Genomic DNA, 19,462 nt, shown 5'->3' on the forward strand with positions numbered 1-19,462 from the left:
GTTGTCAGTGGACGTTCTGAAAAATAGACTAGATATTTGAGATGATAAAGAGCATTGCAGTTAGAAATTTCAAATCCTTAGCGGATTTCGATTTTAAATTGAGTAAGTTTAATTGCTTGATTGGCATGAATGGCGCTGGAAAAAGTACAGTGCTGCAAGCAATCGATTTTATAGCTCAACTTATGGTAGGCAATGTTGATGATTGGCTAATACGAAGAGAATGGACTGCACTAGAGTTAAATTGCAAGCTTCAATCGAAAAGCAATATTCAGCTGGCTGTTGAATACCAAACAGAAAACGGCGACGAGATAGTTTGGGGATGTTCATTTAATAGGCACGAGCTGTTGTGTACATCGGAATTACTCGAAGTGAACGGGATTGAGCAACTCAACGTAAAAAGTAAGCAATATCGGATAGGCGAAAATAGTGACACCGAGATTGCTTTCAAATACCAAGGATCGATACTTTCTCAACTCCGTGATTCTGAGTTACCTGCGCCCATACTAGAGTTCCGTGACGGTATGCGTAGGATCCTATCCTTGGAATTATTGTCACCCAATCTTTTGCGTAAGCGCGCACGAAGTTCCGATGTGGATATAGGGCCGGGCGGGGAAAAATTATCAGCATTTTTATATAGCATCAAGGGCGAAAAACGTGATTTCTTGATTAAGCTATTGCAAAGTTTTTATCCTAATATGCAAGATTACAAAGTGTCCAGCCAGCAATCAGGATGGAAAAAACTTACGATCATCGAGAAATTCGGGCAACAGAAAATCGAAACAGAGGCGCGGCATATTAATGATGGCTTATTAAGAATATTAGCCATTCTGGCCCAATCATCTTCGAATCATTCGCTTATTCTCCTGGATGAAATTGAAAACGGCATTAATCCCGAAATCGTTGAGAAGCTGGTCGATAGTCTAGTTAACTCAACACAACAAATTTTGGTGACCACGCATAGTCCGATGATTTTGAATTATCTGGAAGATGCAACTGCTCGTGAGTCGGTTCAGTTCATCTACAAAAATGATAAGGGCGAAACTCGCGCAAGGCCGTTTTTCAGCATTCCTAGAATTGGCGAAAAACTCACCTACATGGGACCTGGTGAGGCGTTTATTGACACCGATCTGACTGCTCTGACTCAGGAATGTGTCGCTTTTGACGAAAAGGAGCGAGAAGAGAAGGATCGTACTAAATGATCGTGATTTTGAGTGGTGAAGGTCCCACAGACCTTGGCCAATGTAACAACGCACAGAGTATCTGTTCGGATGAACAATTCCAGGTCGGCCCTATGGCTGTGTTGCTAGACCAGATGCTTCAACCACGGTTGGATTATTCGCCGAGAACCATTCCGGGGGCATTCCAATATGTCAGCGAATTGGCTTTGAAACACCGAGAATCGATCCGAAAAGATGAAAGCCGCAAAGTGTCATTGGTCGGCAAGAAGCGTGACCAGGAGACTGGATATTTCTATATAAACGCATGGATGCTTGGGGATATTGCTCTTGAAAGGGAAATCACATGCAAGGATAAAGCTATAGCGATTTTATTTCGCGACTGCGATGGTACCCGCTCGACCAAGGTTGGGCTTTGGGCTGCAAAGTGGAAGTCCATGGTTGATGGTTTCAAGAGATCTGGATTTACCAGAGGCGTTCCGATGTTGCCGAAACCAAAATCGGAAGCGTGGTTGCTTTGTGCGGCCAAAAACCATGCTTACCAAGGATGTGACACGCTTGAAGACTTATCTGGAAACGACGATTCCCCAAATTCAGCCAAGAATAAGCTTGATGCCGCATTTGGCGGACACAAATCTACTGTTGAGCTGTGCGAGTGGCTAGAAAACAATCTTTTTGACGTAGACAAAGCTTCTGCTATGCCTAGTTTTAAGGCATTCCAGGACGAGCTGGGTCGAGCTCTGAATGAGGTTTTGAATTGATGTGTTAGCTGGGTAGGGTCCGCTGTGTATACCATTGAATGCCGAAAGGTGCGTACAGCATACCCTACGGCTTTAAAAAACACCGAGGCAGGAATTAGAGCTTGCCAAGGATAGATTAAAAATATTGAGGGATACGAAATGAACCAACATATTGGCTCTGACTTTGACGCTTTTCTCCAAGAACAAGGTATTTTTGAAGAGGTGGAAGCAGCGGCAATAAAAAAGGTGATTGCCTGCATGATTGCGAAGGCGATGGTTGATACGCATATCAGCAAAAGTGAAATGGCTAAACGCATGAAAACCAGTCGCGCTCAATTGGATAGATTACTCGATCCTGATTGCCATTCTGTTACCTTGGCAACTTTGACCAAAGCTGCCGCGGCTATCGGTAAAAAAATTTCCATTAGTTTTGAAGATAGCGACACGCAAGCTGTTTAATGTTCTCGAAATTAACGTCGTAAGACTGATTTGTCTCGTTCCCACGTAGCGTGCTCATCTTTTACACAAGTATTTTAAAGCACGTCATCCCGGCGGATTGCCGGGATCCACGACTGCAAGGATGCAGGAGGTAGAGCAATGCATGGAGCAATTGCCGAGAAGCCATGGATGGCGATACCGAAACGGACAGCAAATATCACGTGGGGATTACTCAGTAAAATCCAAGCGGGACGGGGTTTGCAACCCCGTCCCTAACGTTTCTGTGATGCCTGAACTAAACGGTTAACGCTTAACCAATGCAAAACGTTTCGGACGGGGCAACATGCCCCGTCCGGCTGTCAGCATTGTTCGTGCTGGTTCCTAAGCTCCAGAGACTGTGAAACCGAGTAGTTGAATGCCGAAAAGGCACGGACAGGCTAAACAACGTGCAGCCCATTAATCGCGAACGATGAGCTTCATGCCACCAGCTTAATGATCATGCACTTTCCCTTGTAGCCAAACTTTAATCAATGATTGATAAGGTACATCACGCGAATTTGCCGCGGCCTTAATTGAGTCCAGCAAATGTTGCGGTAAGCGGAGAGAAATCGTTTTGGTTGTTGGTTTTAGATTGGGTAGCACTACGGATTGTGCTTTGCTCCAGTCGAGATAATCTGTGGAATCATTGGATTCCCAAAAAGCTTGTTCTTCCGCTTCGTCTGCGAATTGTGGGATAGTTTTAAGTTGTTTGCTCATAAATAGTACGCTCTTTTCTGTGCATGTCTCTGGCCGAGATAGATCACGCAAGGTAAAAGTAATGTGCAAGAGTCTATCAGAGTTAAAGTGTGAAATCTGGTTTCGCTGGTTCCCAAGCTCCAGCTTGGGAACCCAGTTGTGGACGCTCTAGCTTCCTGTCTCGCGAAGCTGGAGCTTCGCCTTCTGAATTCCCAAGCTGGAGCTTGGGAACTAGCGCAACGTGTTTTGCTCGAGTACGGAAAAGCCCGGTAGGATACGCTGTGCATCCCATTGGAAAGGTACGCACAGCGTACCCTACGACCTGCGACCTACTTCCAGATCCAATCGCCAAAGATAATCTCCTGATCTACGCCGTAACGTTTTTGAACTTGTATCGGCGTCATACACGCTTCGATTGCCCCGCGCTCCTCGCCGCAGGCAAAGCTTAAACAAACTCCCTGCTCGCTTTTTTGTCGGCACAACAGCCTATAAATTTCCCACACAGTATCGTATTTCCAGATGTGTTGATCAGGAAACACATAAACAGCAAAAGGTTCTTCAAGTTGATGCTCAGCAAGCAGCCGCGCATTAGGCGCTTGTTGAAAATGTTTCAATTTTCAATCGGCCGACCATTTGCCGGATGTTCGTTAAAAAATATAAATCATTTAAATACAAAGTCTTATTTTTCATGTGGGTTGGGCTTTTCGGTGTTTTTACTGATTGATCATTATATGGCATGGAACATGCTCTATTCATAAAGACAGTATCAACTAAAGCCGGTCGACAGAGGGGTTATTCCCTTCGGTTCATCCATGAGTAGGCAGGAGCCGGCATTTTTTTAAGCAACGGGAGATCTCGCATGAATAGTCCTTTGGTGGCTTTTGATAAATTTGAACCGGCAACTCTCGCGCCTGAGAGAAAAAGGGCCGATGTCGTTCCCATCAAGCCGGAAATCGGTCTGCTGAGGGAAAACGCGTCCGCTTCATCGGTTGCCGTGGCGTTGGGTGATTTTAGATCAGGCTCCGATTTTCGCGATAGTAAGGCCATCGACTATCTGATTATAGGGGTCCTGTCGATATTGGTGCATACCACCGTTGTCGAGTATTTCAAGCACGTCGCGGTTGAAAAAGAAGAGCTGGTTGAGCCGGTCAAGCCGCCATCCAAGGTGCAGATTTCGTTTGTTCGGCCTCAGCCGAAGCCGGTTGTCCAGCCGCCACCGCCTCCGCCGAATGTGGTGGCGCTTAAGAAGCCGCCTAAACCTAAGGTGCAGCCGAAGCCGGTGCCCAAGCTTGTCGAACCGCCTCCTGTTGCAACGCCGACGGCTGTGCAAGCGGATGCGCCGGTGGTTTCTGCTCCGCCCACGCCCCCTGCGCCGCCGGTAGAAGAAAAGGTGACCGAGCCGCGTGCGGGCGCCGGTTATCTGGATAATCCGGAGCCGGTTTATCCAGATGTGGCTATGGAGCGCGGTTGGGAAGGAAAAGTGCTGATGAAAGTGCATGTTCTCGCCAGTGGCAAGCCTGACAGCGTTTCCGTCATTAAATCCAGCGGAAAGGACGTGTTGGACAATGAAGCGGTGAGAACGGTAAAACAATGGTCATTTGCTCCTGCCATGCGTGGAAAAACGCCGGTCGACGGTTGGGTAACGGTTCCTATCTCTTTTAATTTACAAGTTTGAGGTTTTATTTATGACAGAAACAACATCTGCTGCAACGGCAATTCCACCGGCAGCTAATCAAATACCGGTTTCAGGTGCGGATATTGCGAGTGCGGCTGGCGCGACGCCTGCGGCTCCTGAAATTACTTCGGCGCTGATTGTCGATGCCACTTTATGGATTTTAATCGGCTTTTCTGTGGTGACGTGGGCTTTGATACTGATCAAAGGCATACAGCATCTGCGGATTTCTCAGCACAATCGAAGTTATGGCAAGAAATTTTGGGGAGCCCAGGATTTTCAGGCAGCGGCTGCATTGGAAGGCAATAAAGGACCCGCTGCCAGAGTCGCCGATATTGGTTTTACTACCTTGATAGAAGCCGACGGCGGCACAACCACGCACGATCTGGAGCATACCGGGGATCGCCAGGAATTGCTGGACAGACGCCTGCGACAACAAATGCAGAAAGAGCGCGGCGCGCTGGAAAGCGGCCTGGCTATCTTGGCAACCATCGGCAGTATCTCGCCATTCGTGGGCTTGTTCGGCACGGTTTGGGGAATTATGGGCGCGCTGACCAGCATCAGTAAAAGCGGGTCGGCCAGTCTGGATGTTGTGGCCGGACCGATCGGCGAGGCGCTGATTGCTACGGCCGTCGGTATTGCGGTCGCGGTCCCTGCGGTTATCGGCTACAACTTTTTTATTCGCAGAAACAAGGTGATCTGGGCATTTCTTGACGATTTCGCTATCGATTTTGTCCATCTCGCCTTGAAAACCTCGTTTTTAATCAAGCGTCCGGCGTCCGGTTCGGTTGCATCGCCGCGCACTAGCGGAACGGGAGCGAAACATCCGGTTCTAAAAGCCAGTCATGAAGACTTACAAGCGGAAGGAGCGCAAATCTGATGGCGATGAATACAAAAGACAGCGGCGGTGAGGATGACGTAATGGGCGAAATCAACGTCACGCCTTTGGTTGACGTGATGCTGGTGCTGTTGGTGGTGTTTATCGTCACCGCGCCGTTATTGACTCAAGCGGTGCATGTCAATTTGCCGAAGACGGCCGAAACCGCGCCGCCTGAGGAAAAAGAAGCGGTCTATATCAGTGTCGACGCAAAGGGCAAGGTTTTCATCGACAAAACCGAGATTGCCCTGGAAGCCTTTGAAAGCGAGTTGTTAACCCGTAAGGCGGCCGATCCTGAGATTGCACTCAATCTTAACGCAGATGATGCCGTTCAATACGGCACGGTAGCCAAAGTGATGTCCTCGATAGAACGATCCGGAATTACCAAGTTATCGGTTCTGACTATTCCCGGCAAGTAATCAACGCAAAAAACAGAATTTAAACCGGCCTTTTTGGGGTCGGCTAGGGATGCTTTGCCCAACGAAACAGAGCTGACCTTAATTTTATGAATGACTTTTAAGAAGGAAATTTAGATGAGTATTGACAGGTTAGGGCGGCCGGCTACAACCAAGGGCCCGAAATCGCTGAAAAAAAACAAGACTGACGGCCGGTCTTTATCCGCTAAAGCGGGTGAAAACACAGCGCAAATCGAGACACATAAACATAATTGGGCGGCTCTAAACGGCGCCGCGATGATTATTGCAGGCGCTTGTTTGTTAGCGCCGGACTACAGCTTTGCCACGGATAATTCCGGTGATTTGGCGGCAGAAGTTGAGCGGCTAAGAAAAGAATTGGGCGAAACCAAGAAGGAAAACGAGCAGCTTAAAAAAGCGGTTTCCAATAGCAATGTCGGAACGGCAGCTAGTGCGGCACCGGCCCAGCCAGCCCCGGCAACGGCGGCTGTTGCAGCAGCCGAGCCGCCGAAAAAAGCAGAGAAATCTTTCGATGACGAACCCAAGAATCTATCGGAAGTCGTCGTGACTTCGCGGCGTAAGGAAGAAAAACTCCAGGAAGTGCCGATTCCGATTGCGGTGATCAGCGGCGAACAGATGAAGCGCGATAATATCGTCAGCGTGGCCGATTTTGCGCGTCGAGTGCCCAACCTGGGGGTTACCAGCACCAACGCCCGGCAAACCAGTATCGCCCTGCGCGGCTTGGGCAAGAACAGCGGTAACGAATCGATGGAATCCAGCGTCGGCGTGATGGTCGACAACGTCTGGTCGACGTGGGTCGGCTCGACCTGGACCAACTATGCCGATATTGATCATGTCGAGGTGTTACGCGGACCGCAAGGCACCTTGCAGGGTAAAAACAGCAACCTGGGTTTAATCAACGTGGTCACGCAAGCGCCGTCGTTTAAATCCGGCTATTACGTCGACGGCTTCGCCGGTAATCGCGATTCCTTGCAGGGCAAGGTTGGCGCTACCGGCACCGTTCTGCCCGGATTGCTCGCCTATCGCGGCTCCGTTTTTATCGACAAGCGCGACGGCTTTGTTGCCAACCTCGATTCACCGGTAACCACCGGCAAGCTCCAGGAAACCAATGCCTTCGGCGGACGGCTTCAGTTTTTACTGACGCCAAGCGACGATGTGTCCTCAAGATTGATTCTGGAGCGATCCACGGCCACGCAAAGCATGAGCGTCAATCCCAACCTGGACGATCCTGCGACATTTGCCGACGGCACGGCACGCGGCACAACTTACAGCACACGCCTGGAGCGGAGCTGGTTTAACGACCTGCGCAACTCCGGCCAGCCGATCACCGTGATAGGCGATCCGCGTAAAGTTGCCCAGGACAACAAACAGGTGTCGCGGGCTGACCAACAAGGCGTTTCCAATGAAATCAATTGGAGCGGACTCGGTCATAAATTTACCTCGGTTACGGCCTATAAGTATGCGCTATTCGAACCGCATCATGACGGTGACCGGTCAACGGCGGATATTATGCAGATTGGCGGCGTGACCGTAAAAAACCGCCAGTGGTCGCAGGAACTTCGCTTCGCTTCGCAGGAACCCGGCGTATTGGATTATCAGGGCGGTTTATTTGCGCTACATAGCGATGCGAATACCTTAAGCCAGAACCTGTACGGTAATGACGCTGGGGCTTTCTATGCCAGTAACGCCCAATATAGCCGGTTGAATGCGACTGCGGCGGGTCGGGAGGCGTTACGGCAATCTCTCCGGGGCGTTATGAATACCGCTTATCTGAACCCGGTAACCAATAGCTTTGCAGCCTATGGACAGGTCAACTGGCACCTTACCAAGGCTGCGACGTTAACAGTGGGTTTGCGTGACACCTTTGAGCATCGTGAAAATAGCGGCTATCAGCAATCTTTCGGAGGCTCGGCTTTAACCGGCTTAACCGGTCAGAACCTGACCGATGCGTTAGCCATTCGAAACGGTAGGGTAGGCGTTAATTGGAACGCTCCCACGCAAGGTTTCGACCAGAACGCACAAAACTGGCTGGTTAATCCCAGTTACAAAATCACCAAGGATGTCATGACTTATTTCTCGGTGTCGGGCGGACAAAAGTCCGGAGCGGCACAATTCAATGCTAATACCGGAGCCAAGGAAAACGTCAAGCCTGAAGACGTGATGGATTACGAATTGGGTCTTAAGAGCAGCTGGTTTAATCGTCAGTTGGCGGTCAACGTGAATCTCTACAACACCGATATTAAAGGCTTCCAATCGCAGTTGTCTGTACCTGATGAAACCAGAGCGGGTCAGTTCAGAACCACACTCGGTAATGTGAAAGGCATCCAGTTGCGCGGTGTGGAATTGGAGACCACCTGGGATGTGACCAAGGGCTTAAACCTGTTCTTAAACGGGTCTTTCAACCATGCCGTCTATACCGACTTTAAAGATGCGCCATGTCCGCCGGAAGCAAATAACGCGGGAGCATGCGACCAAACCGGCTTGACCTTGCCCAATGCGCCACAGTTTACCGCTAACTATGGGGTGGACTATAAAGTTCCGCTCGGCTTCGGCAAGTTTAATGATCACGGTTTACAGTGGCATGGGTTTCTGGTGGACAGTTATAAATCGGCTGCCAACTATAACGCCAGCTTATCGGGTTCAGGTAAACAAAATGCCTATCATGTCACCGATGGCGGCATAGGTATCGGCACCAAGAGCGGCCAGTACAACCTGGATTTGGTAGGCAGGAATATTTTCGACACTATTTATCTGACCAATGCTTCATCATGGTCCGGCACAGGTACCGCTACCGGTACTTATGGCGAGGCGCGTTATTTCGGTGTGCATTTCCGGGCGAAATTTTAACCGGTTTTACAGGGTGATGGGCGACAAGCACGGTGCTTTTTCGCCCACTCTTCAGCTTTAAAAAATTTATATTTAATCCGGAGAACAAGATGTTACTCAAAACTTCACATGCGAAATTATTTTCAGTGCTGGGCGCTTTAGTCTTTGCCGTTTCCGTACAGGCTGATGACCCCGTTACGCCTGCTATTCCAGGCGTATCAGCAGGCGGTGTCATTATCGAATTGATCAAGGACGGCTTCAAAGGCACCGAAGGCCCCATCGGTTATTCGGACGGCAGCTTGCTGTTTACTGAAACCAATGAAAACCGGATTGTGCGTATTGCGCCCGATAATACCGTTTCAACCTTCTTGGAGAATTCCAACGGCGCTAACGGCCTTGCCTTAAATGCCGGGGGCGAGATCATCGCCGTTCAAACGCTTAAACCACAGGTCGGCATTGTTTATCCGGCCGATAAGCAGAAGGTTTTTGCCGAAAATTTCGAAGGCGTTGCCTTTCAACGGCCGAACGATGTGGTTCTTCATAAGAGCGGCGGCATTTACTTTACCGACAGCGGCACGCGTCCGACTAAAGAAAATCCTAACCCACCGGCTTCTCATCCGGGCGTATTTTACATTTCACCGACCGGCGAATTGAAACGCCTGGCTAACGACGTTGACCGTCCAAACGGCATTCAGCTGAATAAAGATGAAACGGTGCTGTATGTGGCCAATACCCTTGGCGAACACGTGCTTGCCTATGACATCGCCGCTGACGGATCGATTTCCAACCGGAGAAACTTTGCCAAGCTGGACGGCTGGAAAAATGAAGAAAACGTATGGTCCAGCGGTGCGGACGGTCTGGCGATAGACGATAACGACAGGCTTTATGTCGCATCGAATTCCGGCATCGAAGTGTTTGACGCCAAGGGTGAAGCGTTGGGTGTTATTGCACTGCCTAAAAAGCCGCAAAACATAGCTTTTGCCGGTACCGACAAGAAAACGCTTTACGCGGTAGGACGCGGTTCCGCTTACAGGATACCTTTGCTTGCACAAGGGTTTAAAGGGCGGGCGAAATAAGTTTGCAGGGTAGGAACGGTCCTGTGCTCTCGTTCCCACGCGCCGCGTGGGAACGAGGGTAACTTAAGACATTTCACCACGAAGACACGAAGAACACGAAGTTTTTACCTTGGTTTTTCTTCGTGAACTTCGTGTCTTCGTGGTGAGTTTATCCATTTTATGGCTTGAATATTGACATCGTTTCCACGCACGCTTCTGCCAGGCAACGATAATTAATAGGTGAAACTATGACACGCAAAACAGCAAAAGACTTCGATCCTGAAGTGCTGAAACTATTCGATAAATATGTCCACGGCGAACTATCGCGCCGGGGATTTTTGGCTTCGGCCGCAAAATTCACGCTGCTCGGCCTGACTGCCGAGGGTTTGCTTGAGGCGTTGAATCCGCGTTTTGCCCAGGCGCAGCAGATAGGCAAGGACGATCCGCGTATCTCGGCGAAATATGTGGAATATCCTTCGCCTGCCGGTTACGGCAAGATTCGCGGCTATCTGGTCCAGCCAGCCCAATTCACCGGGAAACTGCCGACGGTGTTGGTCGTGCATGAAAACCGCGGCCTGAATCCGCATATCGAAGATATTGCCCGGCGCATCGCGCTGGATAATTTCATCGCTTTCGCTCCCGATGGGCTATTCCCGTTAGGCGGCTATCCGGGCGATGAGGATAAGGCGCGCGAGCTTTTCAAATCGCTCGATCAAACCAAAACGCGTGCCGACTTCCTCGCCGCCGCCGAGGTGCTGAAAAACCTGCCCGAAGGCAACGGCAAAGTCGGCGCGGTAGGTTTTTGCTACGGCGGCGGCATTGTTAATTTCCTGGCGACGCAGCTTCCCGATCTGGCGGCAGGCGTACCTTTCTACGGCAGTCAGCCGAGCGACGAAGACACCGCAAAAATCAAAGCGCCGCTGTTACTGCATTATGCCGGGGAAGATGAGCGCATCAATGCCTGTTGGCCGGCTTACGAGGCCGCGCTAAAAGCCTCCGGAATCAGCTATGAAGCTTACATTTATCCGGGCGTACAACACGGCTTTAACAACGACACCACGCCGCGTTTCGACGAGGCCGCTGCAAAGTTGGCATGGGAACGCACCATTGGTTTCTTTAATAAGCATCTGCGCGTCTAAAGCTTAGTGCTGATAATTCAGGATTTTTATGCTTGAACTTCGTCCACTGTCTATTGCACTTGCCTTGTTTATGCTGTTTTGCGGCAACGCACAGGCGAGCTCGTTTGAAGCGGGTACCGAGCAGGTCGCCGCGCAACTGGTCGCGTCCGTCGATGCGGTGCATCCCGGCGACGAGATTCTGGTGGGCGTGCAGCAACGCATTATTCCGCATTGGCACACCTACTGGAAAAATCCCGGCGATTCAGGTTTAGCCACCACCATAGCCTATGAGCTTCCGATAGGGGCAAAAGCGGGCAAAATTCAGTGGCCGACTCCCAGCCGCATCACACTGGGACCGGTCACGAGTTACGGCTATGAAAATGAAGTCACCTTGCTGACCAAAATTAAGGTGCCGCAAGATAGTGGTGTAGGCACCACATTCCCGATCAAAGCTAAAGTGAAATGGCTGGTCTGCAAGGAATCATGCATTCCCCAGAAAGTGGATTTGGCGCTGGATTTGCCGGTTGTCGCGCCCGGTGCCGACGCCGGAACCGGCAGTCCGCTGATTGAACTTGCCCGTGCGAGTTTGCCGTCAGTCAGCCCTTGGCCGACAAGCTTAGCCTATAGCAACGATGTTTTAACTTTGCGAATGACTGACGCCAAGCTGCAATCTTCCGGCGTTAAAAAGGTTTGGTTTTATCCCGATGAGTGGGGAAAAATCGTACAGGGGGCTGAGCAGCCCTGGCAACTTTCAGGCGATACCCTTGAGTTGCAAATGAAACCGGGAGAAGTGCGTTTGTCTCCGGGCGAAAGCCTGTCCGGGGTTTTGGCGATTACGCAAGACAGCGGCAGCGGGCCGCTTACGCGCGGTTATAGCGTGCAAGTCGCCGGCGACGCGGCGGTTTCGGGGAGTACTGCGCTTAAGTCTGAGGTTTTAGAGGCCGCTCCGGCTAAGGACGGAGAACCCGATTTGGTACTTGCATCCGCCTTGCTGCTGGCTTTATTGGGCGGCGTGACATTGAACCTGATGCCTTGTGTGTTGCCGGTACTGTCCATCAAGGCCTTGTCCTTAATAAAACATGCGCAACATTCGCCGTTGCAAACCCGGCTGCAAGGCTTGGCCTACACACTGGGCATACTGACGAGTTTTGCATTGCTCGGTGGGGTATTGATTGCGGTGAAGGCAGGCGGAGCCCAGATCGGCTGGGGCTTTCAATTCCAATCGCCGGTATTTGTGCTGGTGGTTGCCTATTTAATGTTTACCGTAGGACTCAGTTTATCCGGCGTATTTTCAATCGGCGGTTCGGTAGCGGGAATCGGCTCTTCGCTGGCCGAGCGCCCCGGTTACAGCGGCAGTTTTTTCACCGGCGTGTTGGCGACCATTGTTGCGACGCCCTGCACGGCTCCGTTTATGGGGGCGGCGCTGGGATTCGCGTTAAGCCAACCGCCGGCCTCTCTGTTGGCGGTGTTTTTCTGTTTGGGCTTGGGTCTTGCGCTGCCTTACTTGCTGTTGAGCCAATGGCCGTCCTTGCAGCGACGCCTGCCGAAACCCGGTGTATGGATGGACAGATTAAAGCAGGGCTTGGCCTTCCCGATGTACGGAGCAGCGGTGTGGCTGGTCTGGGTGTTGGCGCAACAGGCAGGCGTCAATGCCGTTGCGATAGCGCTGGGCGGGATGGTTATTATCGCGTTCGCCGCCTGGCTTTATGAATTTACTAAACACACCGGGAAGGCGGGACAGCGCAGCGGATTCGGTGTCGCCGTGTTGTCGCTGGGATTGGTGCTGGTCGGCGGTTATTTTGGCGTAGAGACCACGGCTGCTATGCCATTAGTTAACGTTGAGCCGGTAAGGAACGCTGAGCCTTACTCGGCCGAGCGCTTAAATGAATTGCGCAGCCAGGGAAAGCCGGTATTTCTAAATATGACGGCGGCGTGGTGCATCAGTTGTTTGGTTAATGAAAAAGTCGCGCTGAGCCAGAGTTCAGTCGTCGATACCTTTAAGCGGTCCGGGATTACCTATCTTAAAGGTGATTGGACTAACCGCGATCCAGAAATTACCAGGATTCTTACCGAATTCGGGCGTAGCGGCGTACCGCTGTATGTCTTTTATCCGGCGGGAGCGGGTAGCTCAACGAAACCGATCGTGTTGCCGCAGATATTGACCCCGGAAATTGTCACGCAGGCGGTGGCTTTATGAGTAAAGAGGTCGCGAAGGACTCGCAATCTCAAAATGGAAGCGAACAAACTGGCTAAGTAACGTCGTCAGACGGTGTCGACCCGATCAAGTCTCAGTTTGAGGCGACGACAAAGTCTGACGGCGTTATCGGGACAATTTGCTATTCGCGTTTGAAGGATCAATTTTGGCAGGAATTCGATGGATCGATTTTCTGTCTTTTTACTATTTTCAGGTTGTTCCCGGCGCACGATTTTTTTACCAGGGAGGGAGAATCATGTCGTCGCAGAGGCTTCTTGAAACCGTTACACAGAAAGTCCGGGGAACGGTTTGTGCCGTGCCTTTTATAATTATTACGGAGCCAATTATGTTTTTACATCGACTTTATCAAATTACTTTAGTGAGCTTAGCCTTCGCTTTTGCATCCACAACAGTCAATGCCGAACCTGTAGTAGATAAGCCGGCACCGTTATTTTCCGGCGCCGCAGCCGACGGAAGCACGATAAAACTTGCCGATCTGCACGGCAAAACCGTGGTATTGGAGTGGACCAATCATGAATGTCCGTTCGTGGTGAAACATTATGAAAGCGGCAATATCCCTAATTTACAAAAAGACGCCGTCGCCAAAGGCATCGTCTGGCTGCAAGTCATCACTTCGGCGCCGGGCAAACAAGGCAATGTCGACGGCGAGACCGCCAGGAAACTCAATACGCATCGCGGCGCGACCCCGACCAATACCGTTTTGGATAGTGACGGTTCAATCGGCAAGCTCTATGGCGCAACCAATACGCCTCAGTTTTTTATCATCGATCCGCAAGGCGTGCTGGTTTACAAAGGCGGCATAGACAGCATCCCGTCTGCCGATCAATCCGACATCGGCAAGGCCGAAAATTATGTCAGTGCCGCCTTGGCTGATCTCGCCGCAGGCAGGAAAGTGGCAAAATCCAGTACTAAACCGTACGGCTGCTCCGTGAAGTACGCCGGTTAAAAGGAGAATCAAGATGAAAGTTACTATTCATATTTGGGACCTGCCGCACCGGCTGTTTCATTGGCTGCTCGCAGCGTCCGTGACAGCGGCCTATGTCACCGCCAAAATCGGCGGCGCGCTGATCGACTGGCATGGCCGTATCGGCATTTTTATTTTGGGTTTGCTGGTGTTTCGCATTATCTGGGGCTTTATAGGTTCGACGCATTCCCGGTTTTCAACTTTTTTCCCTACCTTCTCACGGCTGGCCGCTTACCTTAAGGGCCGCTGGCAGGGCATTGGCCATAATCCGTTAGGCGGATTGTCGGTGATTGCGCTAATCGCTACGCTGGCGGTGCAGGTGGGCACCGGATTGTTTGCCAACGACGATATCGCCTTTCAGGGGCCGTTGTTCGACCTTATCGATAAGTCCTTTAGCGACAAGTTGACCGGTTGGCACAATACCGCATTCAACTTTCTGCTGGCGCTGGTTGTGCTGCATTTAGCGGCGATCATTTTTTACCGTTGGGTTAAAAAAACCAATCTCGTTGTGCCGATGCTGACCGGAAAAAAGAACATCCCTATTGCGTTGGCGGAAGCTGTTGCGACAAATCATGACCAGAGATTTGGCGCTGTGCGTTTTATTCTGTCCCTGATTATTTCCAGCACGGTGGTCTGGGGTGTTTCGGGCGGCGTATCGCAACTCTATCTGGCGCAAAGCCAGCAGCAAATCGCACAAGCGCCTTCAAGTTTTTAAACCGCTTAATTATTTCTACAACATACAGGAACTAAAAAAATGAAAAAAAAATTAACCCTCGCCATTCTGGTGGCTGCATCAGCCAACGCTGCGGTAGCCGGTCCGATTGAAGAACAAATAAGATTTCGGCAATCGGCCTATTCTTTTGCAGCCTGGAATATTTCGAAAATCAAAAGCCAAGTCGTGGATCATCCCGAAACCTTTAACAAAGACTCTGTCGCCGCGGCCGCAAATGCGATTGCTGCGGTTGCCAATTCCGGATTGGGCGCTCTGTATGGTGAGGGTACGGACAAAGGCGTCGGCTGGAAGGAAACCCGGCTCAAGCCTGAATTCTTCCAGAAAAAAGAAGAAGTAACGGTGGCCGCCAACACCTTTAACGTGGCTGCAAACGAGTTGGCGAAAGTGGCGGCAACCGGTGATGTCAGCGCGATCAAGACCCAGTTTGGAAAAGTCGGCGAATCCTGCAAAAGCTGTCATGACCTGATTCGTATTAAGGAATAACGCAAAGCTGAAAAATTAGTTAGATTTCCTCGTTTCCACGCGCTGCGCTCATCGTTATAAACGTGTCATTTCGGCATAGACGCTGGAATGGCGGGCTAGAATGTAGGTCGGAATAAGGCCGTCGAGCGCGTAGCGCGAGGCGGCGTTTCCGGCGGGTTTTGGAGGTGTTTGCCGGAAACGCCCGTTCTCACTGTCGTTTGAACCGGCTTATTCCGGCCTACTTCTGAGCGTAGCCGAAGGGGCTGGTAACTTTCAAGTCAAGCAGGATGGGGGGGGTTGCTCCATTCGAAATGTTGCAAGTTAGACCTTCCAGGTTTTAAAAACCTGGAAGGTCTGCATATCGATATGTTTCTCGCCTAACGACAGCTCGCAGATGCTTGTCCTTCTTGCGCTTGGTACATCCGTTCCAACGAATTTTAGCCATGCAATTCCAGTATTGCGCCTCTATTTCCTGAGGAGTTTCCCTGCTTGCTTTGATCGCCTCGGCGTACCCGCTTTGCAAAGCCCCTTTCGAATTCGCACGTTCCGGCTGACTCCAAAATTTCATCAATGTACTTTTGGCTATTGCCCTCATATTGGCGCTCCCATTTTGGGATATACAAGGCCCTCCTGAGCGTAGCCGAAGGACTCACCGCCACCGTTTTGAATTATTCCAATGCTCCGCCTTGTTGCACATACAACGACCTCAAATGCGAATCGCTGTTGCGTACCGACCCGTATTGCTTTCCGGTTCGTCGGGGTGGTCGGTTCTGGTATCTGCTTGTCTAGGAACATGGGCTGGTGTTGGGCTGCTGATTTTTCAGCAAACCGGTTTAAGTCTTGTATGCATGGATAAATAAAGGACGTGGGGCATGGCTGAGGTGTCAATTAATTATTAATTAATAATCAGTTGCTTGTATTTTATTTTGGCTGTTTTCCAGAAAACGATGGGGGACTGTTGCGGTGTTGGTACGGTAGCTGCATATACCTAATCGAATATACCGTAACGACATGCGCTCTGTGCGTTCCCAGCAATTAAACTAAAGATAAATAACCATGAAAAAACTTACCAAATTGATGTTACTGATGACAGTTCTGGCTACGCCTGTTGCGTTCGGGGCGGCCCATGACCATGATAAAAAAGCCGATGCTCCGGCTGCAAAAGAATACAAGTATAAGACGCCAAAACTTAATCGCGCTCAACTGGATGCGTTGCTTGCCAAGCCCGAGCAGTTGCTGATTATCGATGTGCGACGTCCTGACGAGCTCACCAAGATAGGCGGATTCCCCGTTTATTTAAGTATCCAGTCCAAAGAAATCGAGAACAGCTTGGCTTTTATTCCTAAGGACCGGGACATTGTCACGGTGTCCAACCACGCCGGTCGTGCGGGCGCTGCGGGTGATCTGCTGACCGCTAAAGGTTTTAAAGTAGTCGGTGCGGTGGGTGCGCAAAACTATGAAGAAGAAGGCGGCAAGCTGGCCAAAATAGAAATACCTGCGCCTAAGCCTGCGACAGAACAAAAGTAATAATTCTAATAAAGCGATGCTAACGAAGGTCTTGAGCGCTTTTATTTTTGGAGGATGTTAATGAAAAACAAACTATATCTCGCGGTTATGTGGGGTCTTACCGGTGCGATGGCCGGAGAAGTCGGAGCGGCTGTGGACCTGTTCAACAGTCCGGTCGGTGTAATCGGTACGCAAGCAGCAGCGGCTGAGATAAAAGCGCCGCAGGCCGCACCCGCACAGGCAGCATCCGCAGCGACGGATAATAAAGCAGCGGCTGCCGAGGCAAGCGCGCCGCAGGCGGCAAAATCGAAACTCTGGTCGTATCAACCGGTGAAAGCGCCGACTCAACCGACCGTTAACAACAAAAATTGGGTGCGCACGCCGCTTGATGCGTTCGTACTGGCACCTTTGGAGGCCAAGGGGCTGACGCCTTCGGCAGACACTGACCGCGCCGCCTTTGTGCGCCGTGCAACGCTGGATGCCTGGGGTGTTATTCCGACGCCGGAGGATGTCGCAAGCTTTGTGGGCGATACCGCGCCGGATGCTTACGAAAAACTCGCGGATCGTCTGCTGGCATCGCCCAAATACGGCGAACGTCAGGCTCGCCGCTGGCTGGATTTAGCGCGGTACGCGGATAGCACGGGCTTTCAAAATGACGAAACGCGGCCCAATTTGTGGCGTTACCGCGATTATGTGATTAACGCCTTCAACCAGGATAAGCCTTATTCCCGCTTTATCCAGGAGCAATTGGCGGGTGACGAGTTGTGGCCGGATAACCAGGAAGCGTTGATCGCCACCGGTTATATGGCGAACTTCCCGGACAATCACAACTCCCGCGACCTGGTTCAGCGGAAGTATCAAATCACCACCGACATCACCGATACCGTGGGCAAGGTGTTTTTGGGGCAAACCGTGGAGTGCGCAAGATGCCACAACCACAAGTTCGACAAGATCAGTCAGAAGGATTATTTCTCGCTACAGGCATTTTTTGCCAACTTGAGCGCCGTCGACAACATTCCTGCGGCGAAAAAAGGCGAGGTGGAACGCAAGTATGACGTTACCTTGGCTAAGTGGGAAGACGCAACCAAGGAGATCCGCGGTAAACAAAAAGCGATTATCGACACGGTCAGGGAACAGGCCGAAAAACATCATAAAGAGCGTTACTTGACGGACAGCAGGGAGGCGATTTTCAAGCCGAAGAGCCAGTGGAATGCTCAGGATCGTTGGGTCAATCACCGTTTGGGCTATATCACGGACGAGCGCAGTTTGGCCGCTTATCTCAGGGATACTGCGGAGAGCAAGGGCGCAGACAAAAATTACACCAAGGAAATCGCAGACAAGTGGACGGAATACGACAAGTTGTCTGAAGAGCTGAAAAAGTTTAACGATCTTAAGCCTAAATCAGGATCGACTGAAATTTCCGCAATGACTGAACTTGGCTATCCCGATGCGCCGCCCAGTTATGTATTTTTCGGCGGCGACCATGAGCGGCCGTTGGAACAGGTGCAACCGGCGTTTCCGGAGGCTATTACCGATGAGAAACCGGATATTAAACCCACCGCGTTTTCATCAGGCCGAAGAACGGCTCTGGCAAACTGGATAGCCAGCTCAAATAACCCGCTAACGGCACGGGTGTTTGTAAACCGGGTCTGGGAACAATACTTCGGACACGGCATCGTGGAAACAGTCAGCGATTTCGGCAAGGCGGGGCAAAAGCCCACCAATCCCGAGTTACTGGACTATCTGGCGGACAACTTCATCAAGCAAGGCTGGAGCGTTAAGAAACTGCACCGCGATATATTGCTGTCCAGCGCCTATCGCCAGTCATCGGCTTATCGTGAAGATGTCTCCAAAGCGGATCCTGACAACAAGCTTCTGGCAGTCTTCCCGCGGAAACGTCTGGAAGCCGAACAGATTCGCGACTCGCTACTGGTCGCTTCGGGAAAACTTGAAGATAAGATCGGCGGTCCGAGCGTATTTCCTCCAGTTCCTGCAAACCTGGGAGCCGGTAATCAATGGGAAGTGTCCAAGGATGTTCATGACCAGAATCGGCGCAGCCTGTACATTTTTACCCGGCGCAGTGTGCCTTATCCGTTGCTGGAATCTTTCAACATGGCTTCCGCGCAAGAGGCGCACAGCAAACGCGAAGTGACGACTTCCCCATTACAGTCGCTGACGCTGTTCAATAGCGATGTGGTGTTCGGCTGGTCGCAAGCGTTGGCCGGACGGGTCATTAACGAGGCCGGTAATGACGAAGCGGCTCAGTTGGATAGGCTTTATCAAATATTGTTCTCACGTGCAGCGACAGGTTCCGAAAAAGAAACCTTGCAAAAGTTTTTGAACAATCACGAAAAGGTCGTCAGGGAAAAAACAGCGGAAGGTAAATTTGCGGTCAGCATACCTACCGGCTTAAAGGGGGATCAGAAATTGGATCCTATACGTGCCGCGGCTTTTGTTGACCTGGTGCATACGGTTGCGAATTCAAACGAATTCATATACCGGTTTTAATGAC

At 50.9% G+C, this 19,462-nt stretch carries 17 protein-coding genes; 15 read left to right on the forward strand and 2 right to left on the reverse strand.

Annotation, left to right across the window (positions count from 1 at the left end; all coding sequences use genetic code 11):
• The first annotated feature begins 41 nt into the window (after positions 1-41).
• From METTU_RS10815 to METTU_RS10825, 3 genes are all read left to right on the forward strand, one after another.
• On the forward strand, positions 42-1,199 hold the full coding sequence (locus tag METTU_RS10815) for an AAA family ATPase (RefSeq protein WP_006891577.1): 1,158 nt from the start codon (positions 42-44) through the stop codon (positions 1,197-1,199).
• On the forward strand, positions 1,196-1,936 hold the full coding sequence (locus METTU_RS10820; RefSeq protein ID WP_006891579.1) for a hypothetical protein: 741 nt from the start codon (positions 1,196-1,198) through the stop codon (positions 1,934-1,936). The genes METTU_RS10815 and METTU_RS10820 overlap by 4 nt, the downstream gene beginning before the upstream one ends.
• A 138-nt stretch (positions 1,937-2,074) precedes the next feature.
• Complete coding sequence (locus tag METTU_RS10825; protein WP_006891580.1) at positions 2,075-2,374, forward strand: helix-turn-helix domain-containing protein; 300 nt, start codon at positions 2,075-2,077, stop codon at positions 2,372-2,374.
• A 468-nt stretch (positions 2,375-2,842) separates the two neighbouring features.
• Here the strand turns inward: METTU_RS10825 and METTU_RS10830 are convergent, their stop codons facing one another.
• Both METTU_RS10830 and METTU_RS23650 read right to left on the reverse strand, forming a co-directional pair.
• The gene (locus tag METTU_RS10830) at positions 2,843-3,109 is read right to left on the reverse strand and encodes a BrnA antitoxin family protein (RefSeq protein ID WP_006891581.1); all 267 of its coding nucleotides are present in this window, start codon (positions 3,107-3,109) and stop codon (positions 2,843-2,845) included.
• A 308-nt stretch (positions 3,110-3,417) separates the two neighbouring features.
• On the reverse strand, positions 3,418-3,702 hold the full coding sequence (locus METTU_RS23650; protein ID WP_040579743.1) for a hypothetical protein: 285 nt from the start codon (positions 3,700-3,702) through the stop codon (positions 3,418-3,420).
• 245 nt (positions 3,703-3,947) lie between these two features.
• Between METTU_RS23650 and METTU_RS10840 the strand changes: the two genes are divergently transcribed.
• The 12 genes from METTU_RS10840 to METTU_RS10905 all read left to right on the forward strand — a co-directional run bounded on the left by METTU_RS10840 (position 3,948) and on the right by METTU_RS10905 (position 19,458).
• Positions 3,948-4,763, forward strand: a complete 816-nt coding sequence (locus METTU_RS10840) for an energy transducer TonB (protein ID WP_006891582.1) — start codon at positions 3,948-3,950, stop codon at positions 4,761-4,763.
• A 10-nt stretch (positions 4,764-4,773) separates the two neighbouring features.
• Positions 4,774-5,640 (forward strand): MotA/TolQ/ExbB proton channel family protein, encoded by an 867-nt coding sequence (locus tag METTU_RS10845; RefSeq protein ID WP_006891583.1) that lies wholly within the window; start codon positions 4,774-4,776, stop codon positions 5,638-5,640.
• Positions 5,640-6,056 carry an ExbD/TolR family protein gene (locus tag METTU_RS10850; RefSeq protein ID WP_006891584.1) on the forward strand — a complete coding sequence of 139 codons (417 nt, stop codon included), beginning with the start codon at positions 5,640-5,642 and terminating at the stop codon, positions 6,054-6,056. The genes METTU_RS10845 and METTU_RS10850 overlap by 1 nt, the downstream gene beginning before the upstream one ends.
• Positions 6,057-6,170: 114 nt before the next feature.
• Entirely contained in the window at positions 6,171-8,918 is a 2,748-nt protein-coding gene (locus METTU_RS10855) for a TonB-dependent receptor domain-containing protein (protein WP_006891585.1), read from the forward strand.
• Between the two features lie 89 nt (positions 8,919-9,007).
• Positions 9,008-9,973 (forward strand): SMP-30/gluconolactonase/LRE family protein, encoded by a 966-nt coding sequence (locus METTU_RS10860; protein ID WP_006891586.1) that lies wholly within the window; start codon positions 9,008-9,010, stop codon positions 9,971-9,973.
• 227 nt (positions 9,974-10,200) lie between these two features.
• Positions 10,201-11,091: a dienelactone hydrolase family protein gene (locus METTU_RS10865; RefSeq protein WP_006891587.1), complete on the forward strand. Its 891-nt coding sequence runs from the start codon at positions 10,201-10,203 to the stop codon at positions 11,089-11,091.
• A 28-nt stretch (positions 11,092-11,119) separates the two neighbouring features.
• Positions 11,120-13,267, forward strand: coding sequence for a protein-disulfide reductase DsbD family protein (locus METTU_RS10870; RefSeq protein WP_006891589.1), 2,148 nt, complete (start codon positions 11,120-11,122; stop codon positions 13,265-13,267).
• Positions 13,268-13,610: 343 nt separating this feature from the next.
• Positions 13,611-14,231 carry a redoxin domain-containing protein gene (locus METTU_RS10875; RefSeq protein ID WP_006891590.1) on the forward strand — a complete coding sequence of 207 codons (621 nt, stop codon included), beginning with the start codon at positions 13,611-13,613 and terminating at the stop codon, positions 14,229-14,231.
• A 13-nt stretch (positions 14,232-14,244) separates the two neighbouring features.
• The gene (locus tag METTU_RS10880) at positions 14,245-14,964 is read left to right on the forward strand and encodes a cytochrome b/b6 domain-containing protein (protein ID WP_006891591.1); all 720 of its coding nucleotides are present in this window, start codon (positions 14,245-14,247) and stop codon (positions 14,962-14,964) included.
• A 39-nt stretch (positions 14,965-15,003) separates the two neighbouring features.
• Entirely contained in the window at positions 15,004-15,465 is a 462-nt protein-coding gene (locus METTU_RS10885; protein ID WP_006891592.1) for a c-type cytochrome, read from the forward strand.
• 1,035 nt (positions 15,466-16,500) lie between these two features.
• Positions 16,501-16,971 (forward strand): rhodanese-like domain-containing protein, encoded by a 471-nt coding sequence (locus METTU_RS10900; protein ID WP_006891595.1) that lies wholly within the window; start codon positions 16,501-16,503, stop codon positions 16,969-16,971.
• A 60-nt stretch (positions 16,972-17,031) separates the two neighbouring features.
• Positions 17,032-19,458, forward strand: coding sequence for a DUF1549 and DUF1553 domain-containing protein (locus METTU_RS10905; RefSeq protein WP_006891597.1), 2,427 nt, complete (start codon positions 17,032-17,034; stop codon positions 19,456-19,458).
• Positions 19,459-19,462: the final 4 nt, after the last annotated feature.

The organism is Methylobacter tundripaludum SV96 (genome assembly GCF_000190755.2).
Lineage (GTDB): Bacteria > Pseudomonadota > Gammaproteobacteria > Methylococcales > Methylomonadaceae > Methylobacter_A > Methylobacter_A tundripaludum.